This window comes from Dorea sp., assembly GCF_977044405.1.
This window is the reverse complement of record NZ_CDRRQK010000004.1, coordinates 99,414-125,333: the sequence shown is the minus strand read 5'-3', so window position 1 is coordinate 125,333 and position 25,920 is coordinate 99,414. Positions and strand designations below refer to the sequence as shown.

General features: G+C 42.5%; 21 protein-coding genes. 14 read left to right on the top strand and 7 right to left on the bottom strand.

Translation table 11 applies throughout. The features are described 5' to 3' along the window. Positions 1–29 precede the first annotated feature (29 nt). From ACWJAF_RS03290 to ACWJAF_RS03265, 6 genes are all read right to left on the bottom strand, one after another. On the bottom strand, positions 30–1,307 hold the full coding sequence (locus ACWJAF_RS03290; RefSeq protein WP_296031326.1) for an MFS transporter: 1,278 nt from the start codon (positions 1,305–1,307) through the stop codon (positions 30–32). 31 nt (positions 1,308–1,338) lie between these two features. Then, positions 1,339–2,862, bottom strand: a complete 1,524-nt coding sequence (gene baiB / locus ACWJAF_RS03285) for a bile acid--CoA ligase BaiB (protein WP_296091754.1) — start codon at positions 2,860–2,862, stop codon at positions 1,339–1,341. 108 nt (positions 2,863–2,970) lie between these two features. Further along, positions 2,971–3,738 carry an SDR family NAD(P)-dependent oxidoreductase gene (locus tag ACWJAF_RS03280; protein WP_296031332.1) on the bottom strand — a complete coding sequence of 256 codons (768 nt, stop codon included), beginning with the start codon at positions 3,736–3,738 and terminating at the stop codon, positions 2,971–2,973. A 363-nt stretch (positions 3,739–4,101) separates the two neighbouring features. Further along, positions 4,102–4,752: a hypothetical protein gene (locus ACWJAF_RS03275; protein ID WP_448862188.1), complete on the bottom strand. Its 651-nt coding sequence runs from the start codon at positions 4,750–4,752 to the stop codon at positions 4,102–4,104. 75 nt (positions 4,753–4,827) lie between these two features. Next, on the bottom strand, positions 4,828–6,072 hold the full coding sequence (locus ACWJAF_RS03270; protein ID WP_448862186.1) for a helix-turn-helix domain-containing protein: 1,245 nt from the start codon (positions 6,070–6,072) through the stop codon (positions 4,828–4,830). Positions 6,073–6,487: 415 nt separating this feature from the next. Continuing rightward, complete coding sequence (locus ACWJAF_RS03265) at positions 6,488–8,482, bottom strand: oxidoreductase (RefSeq protein ID WP_296031340.1); 1,995 nt, start codon at positions 8,480–8,482, stop codon at positions 6,488–6,490. Positions 8,483–8,937: 455 nt separating this feature from the next. On the opposite strand from ACWJAF_RS03265, the gene ACWJAF_RS03260 reads away from it, so the two are divergent. The 11 genes from ACWJAF_RS03260 (at position 8,938) to ACWJAF_RS03210 (ending at position 20,613) form a co-directional block, all read left to right on the top strand. Continuing rightward, on the top strand, positions 8,938–10,860 hold the full coding sequence (locus tag ACWJAF_RS03260; RefSeq protein WP_448862184.1) for an oxidoreductase: 1,923 nt from the start codon (positions 8,938–8,940) through the stop codon (positions 10,858–10,860). 43 nt (positions 10,861–10,903) lie between these two features. Further along, on the top strand, positions 10,904–11,467 hold the full coding sequence (locus tag ACWJAF_RS03255) for a nuclear transport factor 2 family protein (RefSeq protein WP_448862182.1): 564 nt from the start codon (positions 10,904–10,906) through the stop codon (positions 11,465–11,467). A 285-nt stretch (positions 11,468–11,752) separates the two neighbouring features. Then, positions 11,753–12,835, top strand: coding sequence for a sugar-transfer associated ATP-grasp domain-containing protein (locus ACWJAF_RS03250; protein WP_448862180.1), 1,083 nt, complete (start codon positions 11,753–11,755; stop codon positions 12,833–12,835). A 28-nt stretch (positions 12,836–12,863) separates the two neighbouring features. Then, entirely contained in the window at positions 12,864–13,922 is a 1,059-nt protein-coding gene (locus ACWJAF_RS03245; protein ID WP_296091748.1) for a sugar-transfer associated ATP-grasp domain-containing protein, read from the top strand. Positions 13,923–14,009: 87 nt separating this feature from the next. Next, positions 14,010–14,837: a polysaccharide pyruvyl transferase family protein gene (locus tag ACWJAF_RS03240; RefSeq protein WP_448862178.1), complete on the top strand. Its 828-nt coding sequence runs from the start codon at positions 14,010–14,012 to the stop codon at positions 14,835–14,837. After that, a complete protein-coding gene (locus ACWJAF_RS03235) occupies positions 14,830–15,720 on the top strand; it encodes a glycosyltransferase family 2 protein (RefSeq protein WP_296091746.1) in 891 nt (296 codons plus the stop codon). Before ACWJAF_RS03240 ends, ACWJAF_RS03235 begins: the two co-directional genes overlap by 8 nt. Then, positions 15,717–16,592, top strand: a complete 876-nt coding sequence (locus ACWJAF_RS03230) for a glycosyltransferase (protein ID WP_448862175.1) — start codon at positions 15,717–15,719, stop codon at positions 16,590–16,592. Before ACWJAF_RS03235 ends, ACWJAF_RS03230 begins: the two co-directional genes overlap by 4 nt. Before the next feature lie 3 nt (positions 16,593–16,595). Further along, positions 16,596–17,471: an ATP-grasp fold amidoligase family protein gene (locus tag ACWJAF_RS03225; RefSeq protein WP_296031362.1), complete on the top strand. Its 876-nt coding sequence runs from the start codon at positions 16,596–16,598 to the stop codon at positions 17,469–17,471. 12 nt (positions 17,472–17,483) lie between these two features. Next, positions 17,484–18,566 carry an NAD/NADP octopine/nopaline dehydrogenase family protein gene (locus ACWJAF_RS03220; protein WP_296031364.1) on the top strand — a complete coding sequence of 361 codons (1,083 nt, stop codon included), beginning with the start codon at positions 17,484–17,486 and terminating at the stop codon, positions 18,564–18,566. Beyond that, positions 18,566–19,573 (top strand): sugar-transfer associated ATP-grasp domain-containing protein, encoded by a 1,008-nt coding sequence (locus ACWJAF_RS03215; RefSeq protein WP_448862172.1) that lies wholly within the window; start codon positions 18,566–18,568, stop codon positions 19,571–19,573. Before ACWJAF_RS03220 ends, ACWJAF_RS03215 begins: the two co-directional genes overlap by 1 nt. Next, positions 19,549–20,613, top strand: a complete 1,065-nt coding sequence (locus ACWJAF_RS03210) for a sugar-transfer associated ATP-grasp domain-containing protein (RefSeq protein ID WP_296031369.1) — start codon at positions 19,549–19,551, stop codon at positions 20,611–20,613. The genes ACWJAF_RS03215 and ACWJAF_RS03210 overlap by 25 nt, the downstream gene beginning before the upstream one ends. Positions 20,614–20,703: 90 nt before the next feature. On the opposite strand, the gene ACWJAF_RS03205 is transcribed toward ACWJAF_RS03210, so the two are convergent. After that, the gene (locus ACWJAF_RS03205) at positions 20,704–21,963 is read right to left on the bottom strand and encodes a nucleotidyltransferase domain-containing protein (protein WP_448862170.1); all 1,260 of its coding nucleotides are present in this window, start codon (positions 21,961–21,963) and stop codon (positions 20,704–20,706) included. A 484-nt stretch (positions 21,964–22,447) separates the two neighbouring features. Between ACWJAF_RS03205 and ACWJAF_RS03200 the strand changes: the two genes are divergently transcribed. The 3 genes from ACWJAF_RS03200 to ACWJAF_RS03190 are packed head-to-tail and all read left to right on the top strand — an operon-like array spanning position 22,448 to position 25,891. Continuing rightward, a complete protein-coding gene (locus ACWJAF_RS03200) occupies positions 22,448–22,723 on the top strand; it encodes a PqqD family protein (protein ID WP_448862169.1) in 276 nt (91 codons plus the stop codon). 28 nt (positions 22,724–22,751) lie between these two features. Continuing rightward, positions 22,752–24,935, top strand: a complete 2,184-nt coding sequence (locus tag ACWJAF_RS03195; RefSeq protein WP_448862167.1) for an NAD-dependent epimerase/dehydratase family protein — start codon at positions 22,752–22,754, stop codon at positions 24,933–24,935. Beyond that, positions 24,929–25,891 carry a hypothetical protein gene (locus tag ACWJAF_RS03190; RefSeq protein WP_448862165.1) on the top strand — a complete coding sequence of 321 codons (963 nt, stop codon included), beginning with the start codon at positions 24,929–24,931 and terminating at the stop codon, positions 25,889–25,891. Before ACWJAF_RS03195 ends, ACWJAF_RS03190 begins: the two co-directional genes overlap by 7 nt. Positions 25,892–25,920: the final 29 nt, after the last annotated feature.

Sequence of the window (25,920 nt, the reverse complement as noted above, 5' to 3'; positions counted from 1 at the left end):
AAATCATGTTACTGCGTAGACAGTAATCATTATTCATCGCCCTGAGGATATTTTTCCTGCAGTTTTTCGCCGCCTTTTAATGCACCAGATACACATAAGAACAGTGCAACAGCTACGAACATGTAGACGATCCATGTAATTCCGTATCCAACGATTCCCTGAATGATTGATGTAAGTACAGAACCAAAGGCTGCACCGATCAGGAAGAATAAGTTGGCAAATGCATAGATTCCGCCGTAATCTTTTGTTCCGAATACTTTTGACATCAGGACTGCCGGAAGTACCTTAGGAAGGAACATAGCAATCGCGAAGAAGATAGAGTATCCAAACGCAAGCATTACAGTACCGCTTACAGAGTAAGCATAAAGGCTTGCTAATCCGATGATAACAAGGACAGCTGCTCCGAGAACTGTTTTGCGGATACCGATCTTATCCATGAGGGCTCCACCTGCAACCATACCGATGATAGATACGATAGAGTATACAGAAAGGACAGTTCCCTGAAGTTTACCACCATCCTGTGCAACAGATGTTACGAAGTTAGGTACGTGAGTTGTAACACCGGCTGAGAGGATACCTGTGAACATAACAACACCGATAACACAGAACCATGCGCCGGATTTTGTAGCTACTTTCTTAGATACACCGATCCATGCGCCGGAGTTCTCTTCTGTTTTTGCAGTTTTTTCACCTTCACCTGTGCGGTAAGGCTCTGTTCCGTACTCTGCAGGAGAACGTTTTACCAGGAAAAGTGCTGTCAGCACCATAACTACTGCAACTACTGCAGCAGAGAAGATCATAGCAGTTTTCCAACCTGTATCATTTGCTGAGATAAAGTGGGAAATAACTGGTGACCATACGGCTCCGCCAAGTCCGCCGCCTGCGTAGGCGATAGACATCATTGTTGCACGTTTATCTTCAAACCATGCTGTAACAAGCATAGAGATTGGAAGCTGTGTAAGACCTGCCATAAAGATATTGGACAGGGCAAATACCAGATAGAACTGCCAGATTGCTGTACAGAATGTTGCAACTACCCAGCAAAGGCAGGTACCGATCGTGACGATGGTCATGGTAAGTTTCATATTTTTCTTCTGATACATTCCTGCAATCACCATTGCACCGATAGCACTGGCGAAAGAGGCAATCAGGTTAACTAAAGACCAGCTTGTGTTGCTGAAACCAAGGTTATTACATACCGGAGCCATGTACAGCGAAAAGCAGTTGCTCATGATTCCTGTAGGTATGAATGACATAATAAAGGCAGCAGCAAGGACGCCCCAGCCCTTGAATTTCTTTTTCTCCATGTTTTTCTCCTTTCGTAATTGAAGAAGAACACTATTCCGAAGTTTTCTGTAAATATTGTTCTACCATCTTACTGCGGACAACCTTTCCACTTTCGTTACGTGGAATATGGTCGATGTGTTCAAATGATTTTGGTATTTTGTAAGGAGGCAGATAATTGAGTGCAAATTTTATAAGACTTTTATCACTGACTGGTTCATTGGATTCTACAAATGCATGAATCCTGTGTCCCCATTCTTTGTCGGGAAGTCCGACAACTACAGCATCGTCTATTTTCTTATGTTTTTTCAGGACTGCTTCGATTTCGGCAGCGAATACGTTTTCACCACCGGTTACGATCATGTCGCTTCGTCGGTCCTTAAAATAAAGATAGCCTTCATCATCTACATATCCGATGTCACCCACGCTTTTGAACCCATGTTCATCACTCTTAAGCGGGGCGATATTTTTGTATTCAACTTTTGGCATATTTGGTCCCCAGGACATGAAGATTTCTCCGGTCTGGCCGGTTGGAAGATCGTTTCCTGCGTCATCTCTTATGGAGATATGCCCACATGGCATACGTCCGACACTTCCCTGATGGGTAAGCCATTCATCCCCGCGGATGAAGGTCATGCCGACACATTCTGTCATGGAATAGATTTCATATATTTTTTCCGGTGAGAGAATGTCGAACCATTTTCTCTTAAGGTCTGCGGAACAGACACCACCGGTGTGGCAGAAGACTTCCAGACTGCTTAAGTCTTCTGGATGAAAATCCGGAAGGCGGATGATACGCTGCATGAGAGTTGGAACCATCTGTACATATTCAATCTGATATTTCTTAATGAGTGCCACAATTGCTTTTGCATCAAAGCAGGAAGGCATATATAATGTATTTCCGCAGTAAAGTCCGTTAAATGCTACGGAGTGCGGAGCGCCGTGGAAGAGAGGACCGGCAAGGAGCTGGCGCATCTCAAAGCGCATACCGGAGATGGTGAACCAGGTCTTAAGACCTTCGTCGCTTTCGCCGGCTGCCATATTCTGTTCGATGACTTTGGTTTTACCGGATGTACCGCCGGAACAGTTGGCAAGGTTAGGAATTGCCAGAATGTCGGGCGGCATATCTTCCGGATAATTTTCACTTATACTTTTTAGTTCAGACGAACTAAGACTTTGATAATTATCTGGTTTCCAACGGTTGGTAACAACCAGGGAAGGTGCGACACATTCACAGATCTCTAAAAGATTACGTCTTGGAACTCTGTTAGAGATTGGGACATAACATCCGCCCGCTTTCCAGATTCCAAAAGCCAGTGCGATGTGTGTCGGAATGTTAGGAAGAGCGACAATGACGCTCTTACCAGGCTTGATTCCCTGCTCCATAAGGTACCATGCGATACGATTGGAAAGGACTTCGAGGGCATGCCACGTCATAACCGTTTCTTTATTTTCCGGTGAAATATATACTACGGCCGGAGCATCCGGCTTTACTTTTGCGATATTCGCAAGCTGCCTTCCAGGCGTAAAAAAACTATCTTCACCAGTGTTAAATATATTAAAGTGTGCGGTATTCACGGTCACTATCCCCCTTTAGTATCCCCAAGATATTTATCCTATTGATATAGGGATTGCCGGAAGCATTACGACCGGCAATCCATTGTTTTTTCCGATTTTTAATTAATATTAGTTAGCTACGTTAGCTGGAATGTATCCACCATCTACATTTATTACAGTACCTGTGATGTAAGATGCTGCACTTGAAGAAAGGAAGAGGATAGCATTAGCAACTTCTTCTGGTTTTCCGATATGACGAAGCGGAATTCCCTTAGCAAGGTTCTTCTTAGCGAATGGAGGAATTGTAGCAAGAAGGTCTGTATCAATTACTCCAGGAGCTACTGCGTTGCAACGGATTCCTGCGTAAGCCTGCTCCCAAGCCATAGATTTTGTAAATGCGATAACTCCACCTTTTGAAGCTGGATAAGGGCATCCGCATCCTGCTCCGTAGATACCAGCTACAGAAGCTGTGTTAACGATGCATCCTTTTGTTTTCTTAAGGTATTTGATTGCATATTTTGTAAGGTTGAACATACCTTTTAAGTTTGTGTTCATAACATAATCCCACTGAGACTGTTTCATTTTGTGGATTGGAACACTGCTGTCTGTACCAGCGTTGTTAACGAGGACATCAAGTCTTCCCCATTTTTCTTCGATCTCAGCATAGAGTTCCTGAGCTGCTTTATAATCGCAAAGGTCGATTGCTTTTACAGCGAAGTCATAGTCAGGATTGATAGATTTTAATTCAGCGATCTGCTCTGTAAAGTCTTCGCCTTCTTTTCCTAAGAAATATACTTTAGCGCCAGCTGCAAGATAAGCTTTTACTGTTGCGTATCCAATACCACGGCTACCACCTGTAACTAATACTACTTTTCCTTCGAATTCTTTTTCAAACATGTTTAGAATCCCCTTCCTTTTTCTTACTTTATAAATTGCTTTGAGTTTCTACGTCTTTTCCGGAGGATTCCCGTTCCTTCGAAAAATTTACTACCGATACGTCAACTCAATGACTGATAATATTTTAACATTATTTTAATCGTGTCAACGGGTTAGGAGTTCATTTTTTCTACTATTTGAAAAGACAAAAAGTGACATTTTATAGTCAAAACGACCGACAAAGTGAAAAATGAGCGGATTATGTATACAAAGTATCTAAAAAGAATAAAAATAAAAAGAAAGTCTCCGTCAGAATGAATATCTGCAGAGACTTTTTTGTGCTAAAAAACTTTGTTAAAAAATTGCTCTTTCCGATAGATCGGGCTATTTCTTTTTATCTTTTTTCTCTATCTTTTGTTCTGTTTTTGTCTTTTTCTCTATTTTTTCAGTTGGAGAAAAATATTCCTTTGGCATCTGATCCGTAATGATTCCGAGAAAATCCATCATATAGCAGAAGCAGAGATGAATCTGATCTGAGGATTTATTCTTTGCCTCATAGAGAAGCCCATCCATGGATTGGTTGGCAATCTGTGCAGATAACCCGCTCAAGTGCACAACCGGAGGCTGGGATGGAACGACCATCTGCTCGCATTTCAGATAAGGGTTGGCAATCATGTATACGTAAGTGCTGCTGTTCATACGTGCCTCGGCAATTTCCAGAGGTGCTTCCTTAGATGGAAGAAAACGGTAACGGTGAAATGGTCCGAGGTTGATTAGTGTATTCGGTTTTAAGTTATATTCTACACCATTGATTAGGGCTTTCCCTTTGCCGGAACGGACCAGGATGAATGTCTGATCGCGGTTGTTGGCATAAGAAGTAGGAGCCTGGATCTTGGTTATATGAGCCTGAATGTTATCAGGCAGCACATTATTAATAAAGTAATCATGCGCACCGGAAAATACGGTACGGCTGGATATTGGATCTTGCGATATGTTATTATCGGTATCGCCTGATGGTTGTGTATCTTTTGCCATTTTCTTTTTGACCTTCTTTTATATGTATAACTTTGTATGTAATGTTGTAACGTAATCTAGAATCAGGCAGCTGGCTTACCTGTCTTTTTTTTCTGAGAGTTTCCGTTTTTTGCGGAATTCTCCAGGTGACATTCCGTTGATGCTGTAGAAGACTCTTGCCATTGTACGGTCAGAACCGAATCCGGATTCGATCGCAATATCTATGGTCGGCAGATGGGTTGTGGTAAGCAGTGCTTCTGCATAGCGGACACGGAACTGTGATAATACCTGCTTATAACTGGAATTCAGCCGGTTTTTAAACTGAACGCGCAGGATATTTTCGGAAGTATACAGTTCTTTTGTAAGTGTTTCGGCGTCAACTGTTTCTGTCATATTTTCATATAGATAGCTGATCGCAGAGATCAGTGTCTCGTTCATAATGGTTCCGCGGTATACGTGACCGTCTTTTCCGTCACTTAACATCCGTTTGAGGTATGTCTGAGGGGTCATACCGGTCATCGCTTTAAAGCGTCTGAAGAAAGTAATCTCCATATTGAATCCCGATATGGACGAGATGTAGTCAAACGGAAGACTGTCATATAGGAAATATGACATGGCAAGCAATAATCGCATCCGGTTCAGATACTGGTTAAAGTTAAGTCCGGTTGCTACAAGCAGTGCGTGGTTCAGTGCGGATTCACTGACGGACGGTGCAACTGCACCTACCACATCGGAAAGTGTCAGGTTCGATGTGCTGTGAACTGCAATATAAAGGCTCGCCTTGCGGCTGAGCGGCAGGGAACTGAACTTGTATTTTGCTTTCATGCTGCGGGCAAAACGGTTATAGAGCAGTTCGATTCTTCTAAGGTAGGAACTGCGGATAATTGCGGAACCATGTGTATTCTTTTTGCTTAATTTTCGATACTGGGAAAAGAGATGCCCGATCTGTTCTACTTCTTCTCCGGCAGGTCCGATCACAGGAAGATTGTTGACAATCTCAAGCTCCTTGGTAGGAGCAATGTTGCTGAAAGAATAGTAGCTCAGAAGCTGGTAATCGTAGGAACAGACCCAGATCTTTAACTGCTCGCCAAATGCTGGACAGATAGTAAGTACCTGGGAAGACTGAATCCACGATACACAGCCTGGCTGTACTGAGAATTCTTCTCCATTAATAATAAAACTACCATGTCCTTCCCTGACGAGGATAAAGTAGCTGTCAAACTCCATGACTGGGAACATTTCCCCTGTAATGATATGTTCCTGCAGCTTCAGATATTTGTCCGGTCCACAGAAGATGCCGTCTCTTGGAGTTTCGCATAAAGGACGAATTTTGTTTTTCAAAGTTAATAGTCACTCCCTAAAATTATCTAATACAGAAACGTTGCATTTTTGTTCCTGATATAACAACACAATAAGTTAACTATAGACTATCATAAACCAGATTTTAAATCAATGCGGAACGTGAAAAGATTCACAGATAATCCCGTATAATGGTGTGTATTCTTAGGAAAAGTGTATATTTATACGAAACGCCAGAGTAGAAGATATGGAAAAACTGCACCCAGAGATCCGGATGCCGGCTGATATCTGTATATAAAGATGATCACGGCCATCTGTCTGTAAATGTTACAGATAAAGACCGTGATCACCGGGAGGAATTCGTTATGTCAGACGAATCGTTCTATATATTTGTGCAAATATTTTATTTTGAAGATTATGTTTTCTTCTGATTTTATATGGACCTGTGTTGCAGATCTTAAACCTCGTAACCTGCAAAGTATCCTTCATGAAGTGCTTTACTTGCAAGACCTGTTCTTACTGCATCACCGATGACTCTTACGTCAGGAACAAATTTCTTAAGTTCCTCTGAGAGTGGATCGTAGTTTCTTGATCCCATACCAACAACGATGTGGTCGAATCCTTTGAGCCATTCTTCGCTACCGTCTGTTGTATGCTGGATCTTAACATCATGATCAGTAACTTCCAGTACTTTTGCATTGACATATGTCTTAACGCCTTCCTTGCGGAGGCTGTTCATCAGGATATTACGGTTTGGAAGACATACATTTGTCATAAGCTGTGGCTGCATCTCTACCATAGTTACCTCTACATCACCGATGCTTCCTGTCTGAACGAATGAAGCAGGACGTGCATCTGTCATCAGCATCTCAGCTGTCTCACAGGCAACTTCTCCACCACCTAAGATACATACAGTTCCCTTAGGTACGGTTACTTTACGGCTTAAGATGTCGTGTGTCGTAGTTACAGGGTAGTCTGTAAGACCTTTGATAAATGGTGGGATAAATGGTCTTGCACCAGTTGCTACGATAACTGCATCCGGAGCGAACTCTTTTACAGCTTCTACAGTAGCTTCTTTCTTGAATTCAAATGTAACACCGGCTTTGTTTGCACGGTATGTAAGGTGAGAGAGCCATTTACACATTTCCTGTTTTCCTGGAGATACTACAGCCAGTGCAAGCTGACCACCAACCTGGTTCTTCTTCTCCCATACAGTTACGTGATGTCCACGTTCAGCAGCAATAACAGCAGCGTACATTCCACCAGGGCCGGCTCCGATAACCAGAACATTCTTTGGTTCATCAACCGGATTGAATGGATAGTCATATTCATGACCGATCAGTGGGTTGATGTGGCACTGACATACCGGATGTGTAGGATCCTTTGGTGTGATACAACGTCCACCACAAGATGCACATGGAGTAATATCATCAAAGCGGTTCTCGTATGCTTTGTTCGGAAGGTCTGGATCAGCAAGTAATGGACGTCCAAGAGAAACACCATCTACAAGTCCACGCTCTACGATATCAGCTGCATAACGGATATCGTTGATCTTACCTACAACGAATACCGGGATATTAACAACTTTCTTAATCTCAGAAGCTTCATATACGTTACGTCCGATCTTCTGGCTGTGTGAAGGGATGATATCCTGCATATCTTCATACTGAACACCACCGGATACTTCTAACATATTAACACCGGCTGCTTCAAATTTTGGAGCAAGGTATAACATTTCATCTAATCCGTTACCACCTGCTACACGCTCAGAACCAGAGATACGAAGGATGATCGGGAAGTCTGGACTGACGTTCTTACGACATTCTTCGATGATCTCAAGGATCAGACGGGCACGGTTATCGATGGTTCCACCGTATTCATCCATACGTTTGTTACGAAGTGGAGAGAGGAATGCACCTGGAAGCATGTAAGCATGTGCTGCGTGTAATGCAATACCGCCGCATCCTGCTTCTTCTGCACGGCGTGCTGCCTGTCCGTACTGTTTGATGACTTTCTGGATTTCTTTAATAGTAGCAGGTCTTGATACATCACCATTTGCATTTGTATTGACAGATGGTCCGATCGGTGTGATTCCCTTCATGGCACAGATGGATTCCGGGCCTGGATGAATGATCTGTGGGATCAGTTCGCTTCCTGCATCTGTGACACGTTTTGCAAATTTTGCAAACTGTGGTACCAGTGAATCCTTATCAAGTGCTGTAGTTTTTCCTATATACCAGTATTTATGGTCAACGGTTACAGCGTCGATTACTACGTAGCCTGCTCCTCCTTCTGCACGACGTACGAAGATATCTGCCAGCTGTTTTGGTACAGTTCCGTTAGTTGCTTCATAATGCATGCTCATCGGTGCCATTGCGATACGGTTCTTTAAAGTTGTTTTTCCGAGCTTTAATGGACTGAAAAGCTTTGCGTTTTTCATATCTGTGATCATTTTATTTCCTCCTGAACATTTTTGTGAAATTTATCTGTTGCGTTTAAGTATAAACGAACAAGGAGTGGCATGTTTCACATTTTTTTGTTAAATAATCTACATTTTTTGAGAAATTCATGAGAAATTACTTCTGAAAATACAGACATTTTTTTGAATTTCACTACAGGAAATGAAATAAAACAGAAGAAAACTAGTGATTTGTGACAGGAAAATTTGATTTTTTGTACATTGTTTGTGCATTATAATTCTTGTTTTGTTCCGACATGGGCAATATGTACATGTTAAAATTTAGACAAGCTTTTCGAAAGACAGTATTAAAGCTGATATAAATGATTTACTACCGTAAAACAGATACGTTCCGCAAGCACCGGCAGAAATTCCCGTACCTGACCGGACCGATCTTCGGGACAATGGCTTCAATTACAAAAACGAAAGAAAAGAGGATGATTTCGAAAATGAGTTATGATGCATTGTTTTCACCTATTAAATTAAGAGGACTGGAACTGAAAAACAGAATCGTACTTCCGGGTATGAACACAAAGCTGGTAAAGAACAAACACGACGTAGCAGATGACCTGCCTGCATATCACGCAGCAAGAGCAGCTGGCGGATGTGGATTAAATATAGTAGAGCTTGTATCTATCTGTCCAGAATGTCATGCTTATCTGTACCTCGGACTTTACAATGAGCATCACAGAGACGAACTTAAGAAAGTAACAAAAGCAATCCATGATAATGGTGGAAAAGCAGCCGTACAGATTTGGCACGGCGGTTTTGTACCAGCGGACTTCTTTGATAAGACAAATAAACTGGAAACTCCAGAGACACTTACAGTAGAACGTATCCATGAGATCATAAAACAGTTCGGAGCATCTGCAAAACTTGCAGTGGAAGCTGGATTCGATGCACTGGAGCTCCACGGAGCACATACATATCTGCCACACGAATTCATGAACCCATCACTGAATACACGTACAGATGAATATGGTAACCAGAGCCTTGAGAACCGTTGCCGTTTCAATCTTGAAGTCATCCGTGAGATGCGTGCAAATATGCCGGAAGACATGCCATTACTGATGCGTCTGGATGCAGTAGATGAGATGCTTCCAAAGGTTACAACTGTAGAAGAGACCATCCAGTTCATTAACTGGGCAGAAGAAGCCGGAGTAGATGCAATCGACTTATCAAGAGGTAATGCAAGAAGTCTTGCAACCGTATACGAAGTACCACCATATAACCTGGAGCCAGGATTCAATATGGAAAACATCGCAAAGATCAAAAAAGCAATCAACATTCCTGTAATTGGTGTTGGACGTGTTAATATGCCAGAACTTGCTAATAAGCTGATCGAAGATGGCGACATTGACATGATCGCTGTAGGACGTGCACAGCTTGCAGATGCAGAATGGTGTAACAAAGCAAAAGAAGGACGTGAATGTGATATCCGTCGTTGTATCGGATGTACAGAAGGATGCTACGATAAAGTTATCGATCCTAAGGCTACACATATCACATGTACACGTAACCCAATGCTGTGTCTGGAATACAAGGGAATGCCAAAGGCAGAAACAGCGAAAAACGTTATGATCATCGGTGGAGGTATCGGTGGACTTGTAACAGCTGAGATATTAAAAGAACGTGGACACAATCCAGTTGTATATGAAGCATCTGAATGTCCGGGTGGAAGATTCGTATTAGCTGGTAAGGCTCCTAAGAAACAGGAATTTGAAGATGCTGTGAAATGGGAAGTTGAACAGTGCAAGAAGATGGGTATCGAGATTAAGACAAATACAACTGTTACACCAGAGATGATCGCAGAAGTAAAACCAGATCATGTAGTAGTAGCTACAGGTTCTGAATTTGCAATGCCAGATCTTCCGGGAGTAGACGGAGCAGATATCGTAACTGCTGAAGATGTACTTGCCGGTAAAGCAGAAGCAAAAGGAGAAATCCTGATCCTTGGTGGTGGTCTTGTTGGATGCGAGACAGCACAGTATCTGGTTAACAAAGGCGAGAAAAATGTCCGTGTTATGGACAGCAGACGTGTTGGAAAAGCAATGGGTATGCTCCGCAGTATGTTCCTTGATATTGAATATCCTGGAAAGACAATCCAGAAGAGCAACCGAAGCAAAGTAACAGCAATCGGTGATCATACTGTTGATTACAAATTTACAGATAAATTCAAAAAGACAAGCAATAAGTCACGCAGCTTCGATACATTAGTATTAGCAACAGGTGCAAAATCACGTCCGACAGAAGATCTGACATCAAAATGTGAAGAACTCGGAATCGCATACAACGTAATCGGTGATGCAAAGAAGGTTAACATGGGTATCGATGCAACAGCTGATGCATACAAAGTAGGTATGGAAATCTAAGATAGAAAAACTACTATATATAATTTAAGGAAGGATGAATATCATGACAGTAGAAGAACGTCTTGAAGCATTAGAAAAAGAGATACAGCGTCTGAAAGATGTACAGGCGATCAAAGAATTAAAGAGCAAATATTTCTGCGCACTGGATACAAAGAACTGGGATGAACTGGAGACAACAATGGCACCAGACATCGAGACAGCATACTCTAATGGTAAACTTGTATTCCACGGACCAAAGGAGATCACAGATTACTTCAAAAAATCTATGCCAAAGACAGAGATCACACTGCACCAGGGACACAATCCGCAGATATGGTTCGAAAGTGATACAGTAGCATATGGAAAATGGTATCTGCAGGATATGCTGATCTTCGCAAAAGGCGATCCATATGAAGGACTTCAGGTAGAAGGATCTGCAATCTACACAGACAAATATGTAAAGATTGATGGAGAATGGCTGATCCAGGATACAGGATATATCCGTATCTATGAAGAACAGTTCATGAGAGACGAGACACACCGTATCCGTAAAAATATGTTCGCTCCAAAGAAAAAGAAAGTTGTAAAGAAGAAAAAGACAACAACAGCTAAAAAAGAAGAAGCATAAAGAGCAACACGGTCTGAAATGTGAAGACTGCAAAGTGTGAGCAAGAATGAACAAGATGCCGCTGTGCCTGACTGGTATAGCGGCATTATTTTATACCACAGTATGCAATAGAAGCTGCCAGTGGCAGGTTCTATGTAGCTCATGTATTCATAAGGAATTGCTGGTGACAGATCCTGTGTATCAATGATATAATAGGAAAGATTGAGAAAACAACGTGGCTGCGGAGCAATCCGTGGTATGATAGTATGTGAGAATTGAGAATAAAGGAATCGGGAGGCGGAGAAAGTGCTGCGCAATTTACGTAGGAAAATATATAAGAAAATTCGTTTTAAATCATGGTACCGGAAGGCGTACTATTATCATAGGAAAGAACACGAGATGGATGAGATCATCGCAAAATATAAGACGCCGGAAGAGATGCAGGATAAAAAGTATATGAGAAAGCTCCGCCGGGATATGATTCGGAGCCTGTTCAAATATGGTTCTTATTACAGTGAATATTTCCTTTTTGGATATGAAGGAAAAGATGCAGAGTATCGTAATTCCTTCATAACAGAAGGGATCCGGCTAAGCTATTATCCACGTATGAATCAGAGAAAGAATACAGATCTTCTGGAGAATAAATACAGAACTTATAAGAAATTCCAGGATATGTATAAGCGTGAGATCATCCGTGTGAAAAAGAATGAAGAACCAACAGAAGAGAATTTAAAGAAACTGGAAGAATTCGCAGAGCGTCATAAGACCTATGTAGTAAAACCGGTATATGCGGCATTTGGCAATTCAGTAAGAACAGAAACTCTTTCTATGTATGAATCTGTAGAGGAAGCTCATAAGCGTTATCGCAAATATGGTGCTGTCATCGAAGAACTGATCGAGCAGGGAGAAGAGATGGCACGTATTCATGCAGGATCAGTGAATACACTGAGAATTCCAACTGCAATCATCAAAGACGAAAATGGAGATCCGAAAATTCAGTTATTCCACCCATCACTGCGTATGGGAAGAGGCGACAGCTTCGTGGATAACTTCAGTGCAGGCGGTGTAAGTGCGCTGATCGATCCAGAGACCGGTGTGATCTACACAGACGGAGCAGATAAAAAAGGACATAGTTTTGAATGCCATCCAGACAGTGGAATCAGATTCAAAGGATTCCAGATTCCGCAGTGGGATGAAGCAGTTGCCATGGTAAAAGAGGCAGCGATGATGATTCCGGATAACCATTACTGTGGATGGGATCTGGCATACAGTGCACAGCACGGCTGGTGCATGGTAGAGGCAAACTGCACGGCACAGATGGGAGCCATGCAGATGGTAACGAAAGAAGGACGAAAAGCAGAACTGGAAGCATTGATTGCACAGATGTAGATATAAAAGACAGAGAGGATAAAGTGTTATGGGGCAGACAAATGGCAACGGTTTGACAAGATTCATCAACTCAAGAAAGCATATTCATCAATTCGCAGTTGAGTATGCACAGAAGTATGGATTACAACCTTCAGAGGTAGAAAAAGATATCATACAGGCAAAAAAATACAATCATATTTCCTTTAAAGAATATGAATGGACCGGATTCCACGATCTGAACCAGGAACAGAAAAAGACGGTATCAACACTCTGGTCCCGCATGGAATTCCGAAAAAAATATACAGACAGAAGATACATCGGAATCCTCATGAACAAATACATATTTTCAAAAGTCTTTTCTGATTTTTACGGACGGAAATGTGTACAGGCATCGGATGTAACGGAAGATGTATTGAAGATGCTCGCAGAAGGAACAGGGCTGGTTGTCTATAAACCAAACTGTAAAGGGCAGGGAAAGGGTGTCAAAGTTCTGGCTGTTACCGGAAAAGATGAGATAGAGGCAGCACTTGACTGTATCCGTAACGGCGGCAACGGAATCGTCGAAGAATACATCCGTCAGGATGATGTGTTAAATGAACTGAATCCAAGCGCAGTAAGTGTCGTAAGATTTTATTCCCTGACATCTCCGTATGGATCTTACCTGTTCGCACCGGTACTGACATCTGCTCTTTATAAAGATATTGCAAATGGCTGCCAGGATGCACTGACAGCAGTTGTGGATATCCGGACAGGAAAGGTACTGACCGATGCGGTAGACCAGAATAAGATGGCGGAATATAAAGTACATCCGATGACAGGTGTTGCATTTCAGGGGATCCAGCTTAAGCACTGGGATAAGACGATCGAGATGATGAAACGGGCGGTACCGCTTGGAAGCAAGATCTCGAATATCGGCTGGGACGTGGCACTTACCGAAGACGGACCGGTATTAATAGAAGCTAACACCATACCTGGATTTAACACCGCACAGTATTCCGGATATGGATGGATTACGGATGGATATGGATATCAGCCATTGTTTGATGCAGTGAATGATATTCCGTTTGAAGATGACGGAAGATATGAACGGGTTGTGATGAAACTTTAATAAAATTCCGGATATACGTTGGAGTATACAGGCCGTGTATAAATATGCAAATACGCATATGCGATATAAGAAAGGAGCATAGAAAATATGGCAGAACAGATTAAAATATATTATTCCAAACTGCGCAATATGGGAGATTGTCTGAATGAGCTGATCGTGGAAAAGTGTTTTGGCTATCAGGCAGAAAGGTGCTCGTTTCTTGATGGGGAGTTATGCGGGATCGGGAGCTGTCTCGGACAGTATACCCTGCATGGGACCAGATCGATGCGTCTGCAGCAGCGGATCAATGGGATCCGGAAACCACATGTGTATATCTGGGGAACCGGGTTCATCAATTATTCGGACGCAGAAGGAACATTTTTTAAAAAGAACATGGAATTCTGTGCGGTCAGAGGTGAACTGACAAGGAAGAATGTAGAGCGGATGACGGGCAAGAAACTTGATATCCCGATGGCGGATGCAGGAATTCTTGCATCAGACCTTCTGGATGAAATCCCAGAAACGAAATACGAAGTAGGCATCATCCCGCATCTTTGTGATCTGAAAGATCCGAAAGTAGAAGAACTGATGAAACAATATCCGGGATCAAAATTTATCAACGTAAAGGATGATCCGTTGCAGGTGGTAAAAGAGATTGCCAAATGCAGATATGTCTTATCCAGCAGCCTGCATGGTCTGATCGTAGCAGACAGTTTTCACATTCCGAATATGTATCTGGTATTTGGCGATCGTCTGCTGGGTGACGGATATAAGTTTGATGATTATTATTCTGCTTACGGCATCACGCAGAAGCCAAGAGATCTCAGAACAGAAGCTATGCCGGAACTTTCTGAGATAGAAAAGGAATATCAGATTTTGCCGGAGCTTGTGGAGGAGAAAAAACGACAGATGAGGGAGGCATTTCCATATGAATGAAAAAGAAAGATGCAAGCTGATCTCAGTTGTAATTCCTACATATAACAGGAAGAAACAACTGCCGGAGTGTATAAGAAGTGTTCTCGCTCAGACATATCGCAATATAGAAGTACTGGTTGTCGATGATGCTTCGACAGATGGAACGGAAGAATTGTTCCATGAGATAGAAGACCCGAGACTTCACTATCTGAGATATGAGACGAACCGGGGAGCCTGTTATGCAAGAAACTATGGAGCGAAGAGAGCAAAGGGTGAGCTGATCGCGTTCCAGGACAGTGATGATACCTGGTATGAGGACAAGCTTGAAAAACAATACCGCTTTTTGTGTGAACATGAAGTGGATCTTTGCTTTTGCGGGATGAACCGGATCGCGGAGAATGGCAATCATTTTCACTTCCCGGTACATGGATTCCATCCGGAGCATGCGCTGGAGGACTTTCTTGCAGAGAACAGGGCCAGTACACAGACCATGCTGATGTGGAAAAATGTATGGGAGCAAGTGCAGTTCGATGAAGAGATCCGCAGATATCAGGACTGGGATTTTGGAATCCGTGCAGCGAAAGATTTTACACTGGGATATCTTCCGGATGCATTAGTGGATTCGGAAGTGGGAGCTGACAGTATCTCATCGAGGGTAAAATCTTATCCGCATCTGTTACATTTATATAAGAAGCACGAAGCACTATATGAGATGTATCCGAAGAGCAAGGCAGTCATGAACCGGAGACTTGGGAAAAGGGTACATGAAGCAGATCCGGCTGTGGCAGCAGCACATTTTAAAGAAAGCTATTTACTTAGCAGAAGTTTTTACGATTGGGGTTACTGGATGGCAGACAGGCTCAGAAGCTGCTTCATCCGGCCAGAGAGGAAGGTTTCAAGATGATTGCATTTGTAATCCTGCATTACCGTGCAGCAGATATGACAAGAAGATGCGTGGAAAAGATACAGGCACTACCGGGAGAAAAGCAGATTGTAATAGTAGACAATGCATCTCCGAACGGAAGTGGACAGGTACTTCTGGATGAGTATGCATCCTGCCCGGAGATCAAGGTGATATTAAACCCGGAAAATTCAGGGTTTGCAAAGGGAAATAATCTTGGAGTGAAATGGGTACGTGAGCATAAAAAACCGGAATTTACCGTAGTACTGAATAATGATGTGGAGATCTTGCAGGAAGATTTCTGCAAAAGGATCGGGGAAATCTATGAAAAACAACCATTTGACGTACTTGGACCGGATATTGTATCTGTATTTTCCGGGATTCACCAGAATCCGAAGAGTATGCATGGATGTACGCTGGATTCTGTACGGAAAAAGCGGGCAAGTGTAGAACGTACGAAGAATCCTATCCTTCTGCTTCTTAGCAGCGGCGAAAAGAACAGTCCGGCAATCTGGAAGCAGGTGCAGAGAAGAAAACGCGCCAGACAGCACATCGATACCACGGCTCCGGCAGAAGGAATTGTACTGCATGGCTCCTGCGTGATCTTTTCGGAAAGATATCTGGAGATACATCCGGAACCATTTTATCCAAAGACGTATATGTACTACGAGATGGAGATCTTAGACTGGATCTGCAGAAAGGAAAAGAGTGTGGTGCTTTATGATCCGTCTATCTCAGTACTACATTATCAATATGTATCTTCCAAACAGGAATACAGATCGATTATAAAACGTTCCAGATTCGTAATCGACTGTCTGATGGATTCCCTGACGGCAGCAGAAGAGCTGATCCTGGAAAATGACGGGGAGGCGTAAAGTGTGAAAAAGAAGAAGATCAGTAAGGCATCACGTGCATTTTACATAGCACTTTCTTATCTATCGCCGAGATGGAATACAAAGCTTTTATTTTTGAAAAAATTTGGACGGTTCCCGGACCTTAAGAATCCGAAGACACTGAATGAGAAAATTTTAAAATTAAAGCTGGAATCGTATGGGCAGAATGAAGTCGTCAGAAAATGTGCGGACAAGTACAGGGTAAGAGAATATATAGAAAGCTGTGAACTTGAAAATTGTCTGACGAAGCTTATTGCAGTCTATGATAAGCCATCGGACATTGACTGGGAGAGTCTTCCGGAGAGCTTTGCGATGAAGTGGAATTTTGGATGTGGTTATAATATTATCTGTCCGTCTAAAAAAGATCTGGATATTCCGGCGACGGTGAAAAAGCTGGAAAAATGGGGAAAAGAACCATTCTGGGCATATTTTTCAGAGCTTCAGTACCGGAATATGGAGCAGAAGATCATCGTGGAAGAGTATCTGGGAGATCCGGATGGCCTGCCGCCGGAGGATTACAAGTTCTATTGTTTCCATGGCAAGGCTTACTGTGTAATGTTATGCGTGGGAAGAGAAGAAGGATGGCCGAAGTTCTATTTCTTCGACCGGGACTTTAACCTGATGCGTATCAACCGGGATTCAGTAAATGCACCGGAAGGATTCTCGCTTCCAAAGCCGGAAGGACTGGACGAGGCATTTGCAGTAGCAGACAGACTGAGCAAAGGATTTCCATTTGTAAGGGTGGACCTGTATGTGACGGAACAGGGAGTCAGGTTCGGGGAGATGACATTTACACCGGCTGCGGCGCTGGATAATAAACGTCTTCCGGAGACGGACCTGTTGTTTGGTAGTATGATGTAGGAGTAAAGAGGTATGAAAGTAGCAATATTAGGAGCGGGGAACAGCGGGTGTCTGCTGGCTGCGGACTATGCCGGACGTGGGCATGAGGTTACGCTGATCAAGACATCCCACGCGATGCATGATGAGAATTTCCAGTATCTGATGGAGCATGACGGAAGCGTGATGCTGGAAGAATTTGGTGAAAATAAAGAAAGTTCGATCGCGCATGTGACGAGAGAAATAGAAGCAGTAAAGGGACAGGATGTGGTACTGTTATGTACGCAGACAGGATATCATAAAGAGGTACTGGAAAGAGCACTTCCATTATTGCAGGAAGGACAGATCCTTCTTATGGTTCCGGGATATCTCTCTACGGCGTATGCCATGGGTATCGGGATACCAGAAGGAGTAATTCTTGCGGAAGCGGAAAGTAACTTTATAGATGGAAGGATCCGGGTGCCGGGACATTTCCGGGTTGGATTCCGGAATGTAAGAAATCCGGTCGGGATCTATCCGGCGCATCAGATTGTCTATGCATCAGAGGTTCTGGATAAGCTTGGAACCCCATTTACATATGTTGAGAGTGTAGTAGAAGCGGCGCTTCACAATCCGAACATGGTTGTGCATACGGTAGGAGCAGTTATGAGTATGCCGCGGATCGAGGCGACAGGTGGTGATTACTGCATGTATCATGAAGTCTTCACACCGTCTGTGTGGAAAATACTGGAAGCACTGGATCAGGAGAAAATGGATATCCTGCAACACTTAGATCTTCCGCCGGTGCCTTACACAGAAGCCTGTAAGTTCCGCAACAGTCTGGATGAAGAAAGAGATGGAAAAGAAGTCTTCTTTGAATATGCAGCGATGCCGGAGCGTGCCAAAGGGCCTCTGACTGTGAATTCCAGATATATTACAGAGGATGTTCCTCAGGGATTGGTGCTGATGGAATCACTGGGAAGCGTACTTGGAATTCCGGTTCCGATCTGTACATCGTTGATAGAGCTTGCCAATGCGGCACTTGATACAGATTTCCGGAAAGAGGGAAGAACACTTCACAGACTTGGAGAGGAAAACGTGCGCCAGATCTTAAAAGAACGGGAAGGTGAGAGAAGGTAATGTCACAGTGGGATGCCGTAAAGAGAACATGGAAGATGGCAAAGAGCCTGAAAAAGCAGCGCGGCGGTGTGACATTTGCTTATTTCCTGGATGCGATCCAGTGCGGATACCGGCATGAGGCATCACCGGAGAATTATCTGGTATTACGTTTTTTTGAGATCAAAGATGAAGAGCGTTCAAAGTATCTGACGTCTGGAAGATCGAAAAGAGCAGATAAAGAGCTGAACCGTTTTATGACGGAGAAGGACGCGCGGGTGATGGCACAGAAGCATCTGTTTTACCAGATGTTTACCGGGCTTGTAAAAAGGGAGTATCTATATACCCCGGAAGCAGACTTTGCGGAATGCCTGGAATTCATGGACCGGCATGAGGTATTCATATGCAAGCCGGACCGTGGGATTATGGGACATGGAGTGAAAAAGATACGTACCAGTGAAATCAGGGACCGTTATGCGTGGTTCCAGGAACGCAAGAAAGAAAAGTGTCTGATAGAAGAACTGATCGTACAGAATGAAGAGCTGCAAAAGATCAATGACGGATGTGTCAATTCCGTGAGGATCAATGCGGCAAGAGACAAAAAAGGAAATGTCAGGTTGATCGGAGCCTGCTTAAAATGTGGCGGCAAAGGAGCTGTCGCAGATAATTTTCATTCCGGCGGGATTGCGTATCCGGTGGATACAGACAGTGGATGCATTACAGGTCCCGGAAGGAATAATAGCGATATCAGAGAATACGACAGACATCCGGGATCGGAGGTAGTGATGCCAGGATTTCAGATTCCTTACTGGGAGGATATCCGTGCGGGAATATTCCTCGCAATGGAACGCATGCCAAATGTCGGCTATGTGGGCTGGGATATCGCAGTCACCCCGGATGGATTCGAATTAATAGAAGGAAACTGCCACTGGCCAGGTGGTAATATTATACAATTAGACAGAGTTGGAAAATATCCATTGATTCAAGAATGTTTAGAGGGAGTAATATGGGAAAGAAGAAAAACATCATAACAGACAATTATATAGTAAGAAATATCAAAGCTTATCCGGTCCTGAAAAAGAAATTCATGACTTACATCGAAGGAGAGGAACAGCTTCCGGAAGGATTTACAGAGAATAAGCTTTTCCACGATTATCTGAAAGTCAGAAGAAATAATCCGGAGAAACGTGTGTCACAGTCAGAATATATGATCTTTGGATTTTACAATCTTCCGGTAGAAGAACAAAAAAAATATCTGACAGATATCGAGGCGACACGCCTGATGCGTCCGTATAACAATGATTCGGAAAAATATCTCAAAGACAAGTTAAGCTTTTTAAAGAACTTTTCAAGATTCGTAAGCCGAGGATGGATGTATGTGCCGGAAGCAAGCTTTGAGGAATTTTGTGACTTTGTACACAAATATCATGTGATCGCACTGAAACCACAGTATTCCAGCTGGGGTATCGGTTTTATCCGTCTGACAGAAGAAGACTTTGATGCAAAAGAAGATAAAGAAGCATTCTACCAGAAGATGATCAAGGGAAGATATCTTGCAGAAGAATTCGTAAAATCACATGAATCACTGGCAGTCTTCCACCCATCTTCATTGAATACCCTGCGTGTGATCACATTCCGCAACGGAGACCGTTTTGAAGTGTTTGGGTGTGGATTACGTGTGGGAAATAACGGACTGCATGTGGATAACGCACACGGAGGCGGAATTTTCTGTGAAATGGATCCAAAGACCGGAATCATCACAACCGACGGCATCGATGAGTGCGCAAATACATACGTAACACATCCGATGACCGGTGTGAAGTTCAAAGGTGTGCAGATCCCATTCTGGAAGGAAATCTGTGAGTTATGTAAAGAAGCATCCCAGGAGCTTCCTTGCTTAAGAGTAGTAGGATGGGATGTGGCGATTCTGGAGGATGGCACTTTGGAACTGATCGAAGGAAACCACAGCCCTGGAATGAATATTGTGCAGGCGCCGGCGAAGCATGGGGTGCATGATAAGTTTGAATCGATGCTTTTGGATTATTATGGGGCACCGGAGCAGTATGTGTAACCGTGATGCATAAAGATAACCGCTCACACAATTTTTTACAGACGATGTGGGCGGTTATTTTTGTGTCTTGGAATTCAAGCACCTGATGCATTAAACATCTTCATTCTCAAAAATTTTAATCAGCTGGCTGTCTTCATTCGTCTTCTTAAATCCTTCCAGTGTTTCTTTAAACGTCGTATGCCTGTAATGATACGTATTCCAGATAAAGCAGACGAACGTAATCCCCCACAGAACCGGCCACAGGATCACGCATTTGTGGAGTTTGGGGAAGCGGACTTTCATCTGCAGATGGCCTTCTTTGAAGTAGGTCCAGAAGTTTACTTTTGTGTAAGAGCCGCTTCCGACTAAGGCGGTGTCGTTAGAGGTGCCCATGTCGTGGTCTTCCAGGATGCGCTGGATGAAGGTGTCGCAAGTGTCGGACGGGTAGTGGATATCCGGTTCTATATCTGCGGGAAGTCCGAGGTAAAGGTGCAGGGTTTCGATGATGATCTCGTAAAAGTGCAGGATCTTGGACTCTTTGCACCATTGGTGAAGTTTGTCAAAGTCAATATCATTATTTCTTGCAGTAAGATATAATACAAAGTCACACAAAAGCCGGATGCCGAACCCGCTGTAAAGATAGTGTTTTAACATATGGTGGATCATGTAAAAGGTATATTCCGTAGGAGGAAGCACCTGGTATGTGAGATCCCCGATCTTCTGAAGCTCTGGTGTAAGCTGACGTTTGGAGAAGACCTGATCCACAATCTGGTTGGCTTTGTCATACTGATAGACTCCTACGATACGAAAATGTAGTTCCAGAATATATCTGCGTCCGGTTTTCGGAAATGTATAGATATAAGTTGTATGGTGATCGCTTAGTTCCGGGTCCAGTACAAATCCGTTGGCTTCCAGAACCTTCTTTGCTTTTTCAAATGCCGCAGGATCGGGAATATAGAGGTCTACATCGCCAAGCTTACGGTATTCCGGCACCGGATAGTAAGCGGCAAGGCTGATACCCTTTAACAGATAATAAGGAATCTGTTCCCGGTTCATAAGTGAAACGATGATCTCTGTCAGGTGTTCAATCTGGTAATACTGGAACATCATCTGTTTGGTCTGTTGTTTGAAGGCAGTATAAACCTGCGGATTACTCTTTACATAAGGAAGAAGAAACGGCGAAGTAAAATGCTTTCCTGCTAATACAGATAGTGCGGAAATGTCTTCCGGAAGAATTCGGAGTTCTTTTTCACGTTGAAAAGATTCTGCAAAAGATTCACCAGAGGGAGTATGATTTTGGTTCGTATTTCTTCCTGTCTTGATGAAATTGTTTTTTATTATCTGAAGATATGTTGTATAAATATTATTCATAGCGTCTTGTTTGTTATCTCCTTTTAAAATCCATAATATGATGTATTGCTTTATATCTTCATGCGTTTGGAAGAAACTGCCGGTGGCAGGTTCTGTAGATGTCAAAGTATGCAAGAGAAGCTGCCAGTGGCAAGTCCTCTGTATGGGGATTCTGATTGAAAAAATCCTTCTTTAAAAAACTGTAACAACAGTATAGCACAAGTTACTGTTCACAGACAGGAATTTTCTGAACTGAAAATTCCGTGTGATGCAGGCTGCAGAAATGATTTTCAGACATACTCTGGCACAATAAAAAAACATGTAAAAAGAGAATTGAATTAGAAAATGATAAAGTCTATACTGTATATGTTAACTATTAGAAACGGTGAAATTATGCAATAATAGGAAGTATTAGAGCATTTTTTAGACACGTTCTAGTTAGTATGATGGAATAAAAATGTATTTTTATGCTTGAATCATTTATAATAAAAAGAAGGAAAAACAGATGAAAAGATCGAAAGATTTCGTCCTGCGGAATCTGGATGAAGACTATTTTCTGATTCCGAGAGGTAGGATGGCAGAAAAGATAAATGGTGTGCTTACGCTTAGTGAGACGGCTGCTTTTATATATAATCATATAGAAGAAACCGAAAATATAGAAGATATGGTCCGGCTTCTGAGTGCACATTATCATGCGACAGAGGAAGAACAGAAAGAAATGAACGAAGACGTAAAAGAGATGTTTCATTTTTTTCAGGAGCATAAGATAATTATGCCTTAATAAAAAGAAAAGAGATGAGGTGAAAAGGATGGTTGTATTACTGGTTGGCGGTGGAAGCAGACTGATGGATGCCATGATCAACAAGTTGAATAAATGTGGACACAGGGTATATCTGATCACTGGAAAGAAGGAGAGCCATTTTACATATCCGAGGGTATTTGAAAGATATGATTTTCCTTACAGCAGTGACAGTATCAAAGAAATCTTTGAAAGTGTGCGTCCGGATGTGGTGATCTTTCTTGGCGCATATGATTCGAATTACAGCTGGACGCATACGAGAAAGGAATCGGTACAGTATGCAGCAGATCTGACGAATATGCTGTCGGCATATTCTGTGTGTAAAAAGGGAAGATTTGTCTATCTTTCATCACAGGAAATATATGGAAAGTCTTATATAGATGACGTTGCGGAAGAGGAGGCCGGATCGGCAAAAAACTTCCGTGCGATGGCGGTTGCACAGGGCGAAGATATCTGTCAGACATATAAAAAGACGCAGGATATGGATGTTGTAGTTCTTCGAATGGATCATTTTTATGCAGTGCCGAAAAAAGGCGAGAAACAATATAATCCGTGTTATCAGATGGTTCTGGAAGCACTGAAAAATAACAAGATTTCTGCGAATAAAAGAAACTTATTTTCCATGATATATCTGGATGATGTAGTGGAATATATTTACCAGGTGTCAAAAGCGGAGAACCTGAAATATACGGTATACAATATTTCCTCAGACCGGGTAATCACGCAGATGGAACTGGCAGAGATGATACAGAAGTATATGAATGAAAAGATCGAGATTGCGGACGCAACGGTTGGGGAGAATTACCGTCTGGTATTAAAAGGAGACCGTTACAGGGAGGAATTTGATCAGAAGATATTTGTAGACTATGACGCCGGTGTAAAACAGACTGTGGAGTATATAGAAAAACACAGTGAGACATTTCTCAAAGGAAATGATGAGACGACGCAGTGGAGCAAACGCATATGGAACAATATTAAAATCATAGCAAAGCTTCTGGTACCGTATATCGAAAATATGATCTGTTTTATTCCGTTTTTCATGCTGAATAACAGAGCAGTAGGAAGCCAGTATTTTGACCGTTTGGACTTTTATCTGCTATATGTACTTTTGTTTGCAATTGTCTATGGACAACAACAGGCTGTATTTTCGGGATTACTTGCAACGGCTGGTTACTGCTTCCGTCAGATGTATCAGCAGAGTGGATTTGAAGTGCTTTTGAACTATAATACATATGTATGGATGGCACAGATATTTATCCTTGGTATGATCGTAGGATATATGAGAGATCAGCTACATTTTATCAGGCATGAGGACGAAGAAGAGATTGGTTATCTGAATGGACAGATCGATGATATTGCGGATATCAATGACAGTAATGTCCGTATGAAACATACTTTTGAGGCACAGATTGTAAATCATAAAGACAGTCTTGGCAAGATCTATTCGATCACATCAAAACTTGATCAGTATGAGCCGGAGGAAGTGCTTTTCTATGCGGCACAGATACTGGAGCAGTTGATGGACAGTAAAGACATTGCCATCTATTCTGTGGCAAATGGTGACTATGCGCGTCTGTTCTCATTTACTTCTGAGACAGCTAAGAAAATGGGAAATTCTATTCATTACAGTGCCATGGAAGAGATGTATAATGAATTAAAGGAAGACAGGGTGTTCATTAATAAAAATATGAATCCGGACTATCCGCTGATGGCAAATGCAATCTATTCTGAGAATGAGATGCAGATCATTCTGATGATCTGGGGAATTCCGTGGGAGAGAATGAATCTTGCAGAAGCTAACCGTCTGAGAGTGATCGGATATCTGATCCAGAATGCAGTCGTACGTGCGAACCGTTATCTGGATGCACTCAGGGAAGAGCGGTATATGGAAGGTACAGATATCCTGAATGAGGATGCATTTTCTCATCTGGTCACAGCCTTTTCAAATGCAAAACGGGACGGTCTGGCAGAGTGTACACTGATTAAGATGGGTGTTTCAAGAGGAGAATTCCAAAGAACAGCAAGGAGGCTGGAAAAGAATCTTAGAAGATCCGATTATCTTGGCCTTATGAATGATAAATTATATGTATTGCTTACGAATACGGATGAAGAAAATGCCGGATATGTCATCAACCGTTTCCGGGAAATCGGCTGTGAAAGTACAATCGATGGCAGGGAGGTGGCAGAATGTTAACCAGAGAAGAATGGATATTTCTGATCGTATGCATTCTAAATCTGCTGGTGGCGGTGATTTATCTGCTATATGGAACATTGATACGTGCAACAATCCATGACAAACAGGAAGAAGAAGTGGAAACAATCGATAAACGCAAAGAAAACAGAAGGACCTATCTGATAAGATTTGCAGTTATGGTACTGTGTCCGGTTGTGGGACCGGTGTTTTTCCTGGTCAGCTATCTGGTCTATATTACAATTTTCAGACAAAGTGTGGATCTGGAAGACGTTGTGTTCAGTAAAGAGCGTGTAAAGACGCGTCTGAAGGCAGATGAAGAAAGAGAACGTGATATGGTTCCGCTGGAAGAAGCACTGGCAATCAGTGATAAGAAGAGTGTCCGGAAGCTGATGCTAAATGTGATTCGTGGAAATGTAAAAGAATCACTGGAAACGATTATGATAGCACTGGACAGTGAGGATTCGGAAACTTCGCATTATGCGGCATCCGTACTGCGTGATGAACTGAATGAATTCCGTGCTGATGTACAGAAATTATACAGTGAGATCAAAGACGAAGAAAAAGACGAGACAGAATGCGAAGAGATGCTGATTGATTATATGGATATGGTACTTGGACAGAAGATATTCGATCAGATGGAACAGAACCAGTTCGTGGATATGATGAATGAGGCAGGAGATTCTTTGTATGAGAAAAATCCGTTACGCCTGACACCGGAGCGCTACGAGGGAATCTGCCTGAAACTTCTGGGATTAAGCAAGTTTGAAGAGGTAGAAAAATGGTGTGGAAGACTGGAAACACAGTATCCGGATGAACTGGCTGCGTATACATGCAGATTAAAATTATATTTCACACAAAATGCCAGAGACCAGTTCTTTGAAGTTCTTGAAAAATTAAAACTTTCAAAAGTAGTGATAGATCAGGAGACATTGGAACTTATAAGGATTTTCAGTTAATCTTGTAAATGAGAAAAGACGGCAGGAAT

Excerpts from the sequence above, each read along its gene's own strand:
- ACWJAF_RS03235 (WP_296091746.1), top strand. The coding sequence starts at position 14,830 with ATGAATGAAAAAGAAAGATGCAAGCTGATCTCAGTTGTAATTCCTACA.
- ACWJAF_RS03230 (WP_448862175.1), top strand. The coding sequence starts at position 15,717 with ATGATTGCATTTGTAATCCTGCATTACCGTGCAGCAGATATGACAAGA.
- ACWJAF_RS03190 (WP_448862165.1), top strand. The coding sequence starts at position 24,929 with ATGTTAACCAGAGAAGAATGGATATTTCTGATCGTATGCATTCTAAAT.
- ACWJAF_RS03255 (WP_448862182.1), top strand. The coding sequence starts at position 10,904 with ATGACAGTAGAAGAACGTCTTGAAGCATTAGAAAAAGAGATACAGCGT.
- ACWJAF_RS03240 (WP_448862178.1), top strand. The coding sequence starts at position 14,010 with ATGGCAGAACAGATTAAAATATATTATTCCAAACTGCGCAATATGGGA.
- ACWJAF_RS03195 (WP_448862167.1), top strand. The coding sequence starts at position 22,752 with ATGGTTGTATTACTGGTTGGCGGTGGAAGCAGACTGATGGATGCCATG.
- ACWJAF_RS03290 (WP_296031326.1), bottom strand. The coding sequence starts at position 1,307 with ATGGAGAAAAAGAAATTCAAGGGCTGGGGCGTCCTTGCTGCTGCCTTT.
- ACWJAF_RS03245 (WP_296091748.1), top strand. The coding sequence starts at position 12,864 with ATGGGGCAGACAAATGGCAACGGTTTGACAAGATTCATCAACTCAAGA.
- ACWJAF_RS03220 (WP_296031364.1), top strand. The coding sequence starts at position 17,484 with ATGAAAGTAGCAATATTAGGAGCGGGGAACAGCGGGTGTCTGCTGGCT.
- ACWJAF_RS03260 (WP_448862184.1), top strand. The coding sequence starts at position 8,938 with ATGAGTTATGATGCATTGTTTTCACCTATTAAATTAAGAGGACTGGAA.
- ACWJAF_RS03200 (WP_448862169.1), top strand. The coding sequence starts at position 22,448 with ATGAAAAGATCGAAAGATTTCGTCCTGCGGAATCTGGATGAAGACTAT.
- ACWJAF_RS03210 (WP_296031369.1), top strand. The coding sequence starts at position 19,549 with ATGGGAAAGAAGAAAAACATCATAACAGACAATTATATAGTAAGAAAT.
- ACWJAF_RS03215 (WP_448862172.1), top strand. The coding sequence starts at position 18,566 with ATGTCACAGTGGGATGCCGTAAAGAGAACATGGAAGATGGCAAAGAGC.
- ACWJAF_RS03280 (WP_296031332.1), bottom strand. The coding sequence starts at position 3,738 with ATGTTTGAAAAAGAATTCGAAGGAAAAGTAGTATTAGTTACAGGTGGT.
- ACWJAF_RS03205 (WP_448862170.1), bottom strand. The coding sequence starts at position 21,963 with ATGAATAATATTTATACAACATATCTTCAGATAATAAAAAACAATTTC.
- ACWJAF_RS03265 (WP_296031340.1), bottom strand. The coding sequence starts at position 8,482 with ATGATCACAGATATGAAAAACGCAAAGCTTTTCAGTCCATTAAAGCTC.
- ACWJAF_RS03275 (WP_448862188.1), bottom strand. The coding sequence starts at position 4,752 with ATGGCAAAAGATACACAACCATCAGGCGATACCGATAATAACATATCG.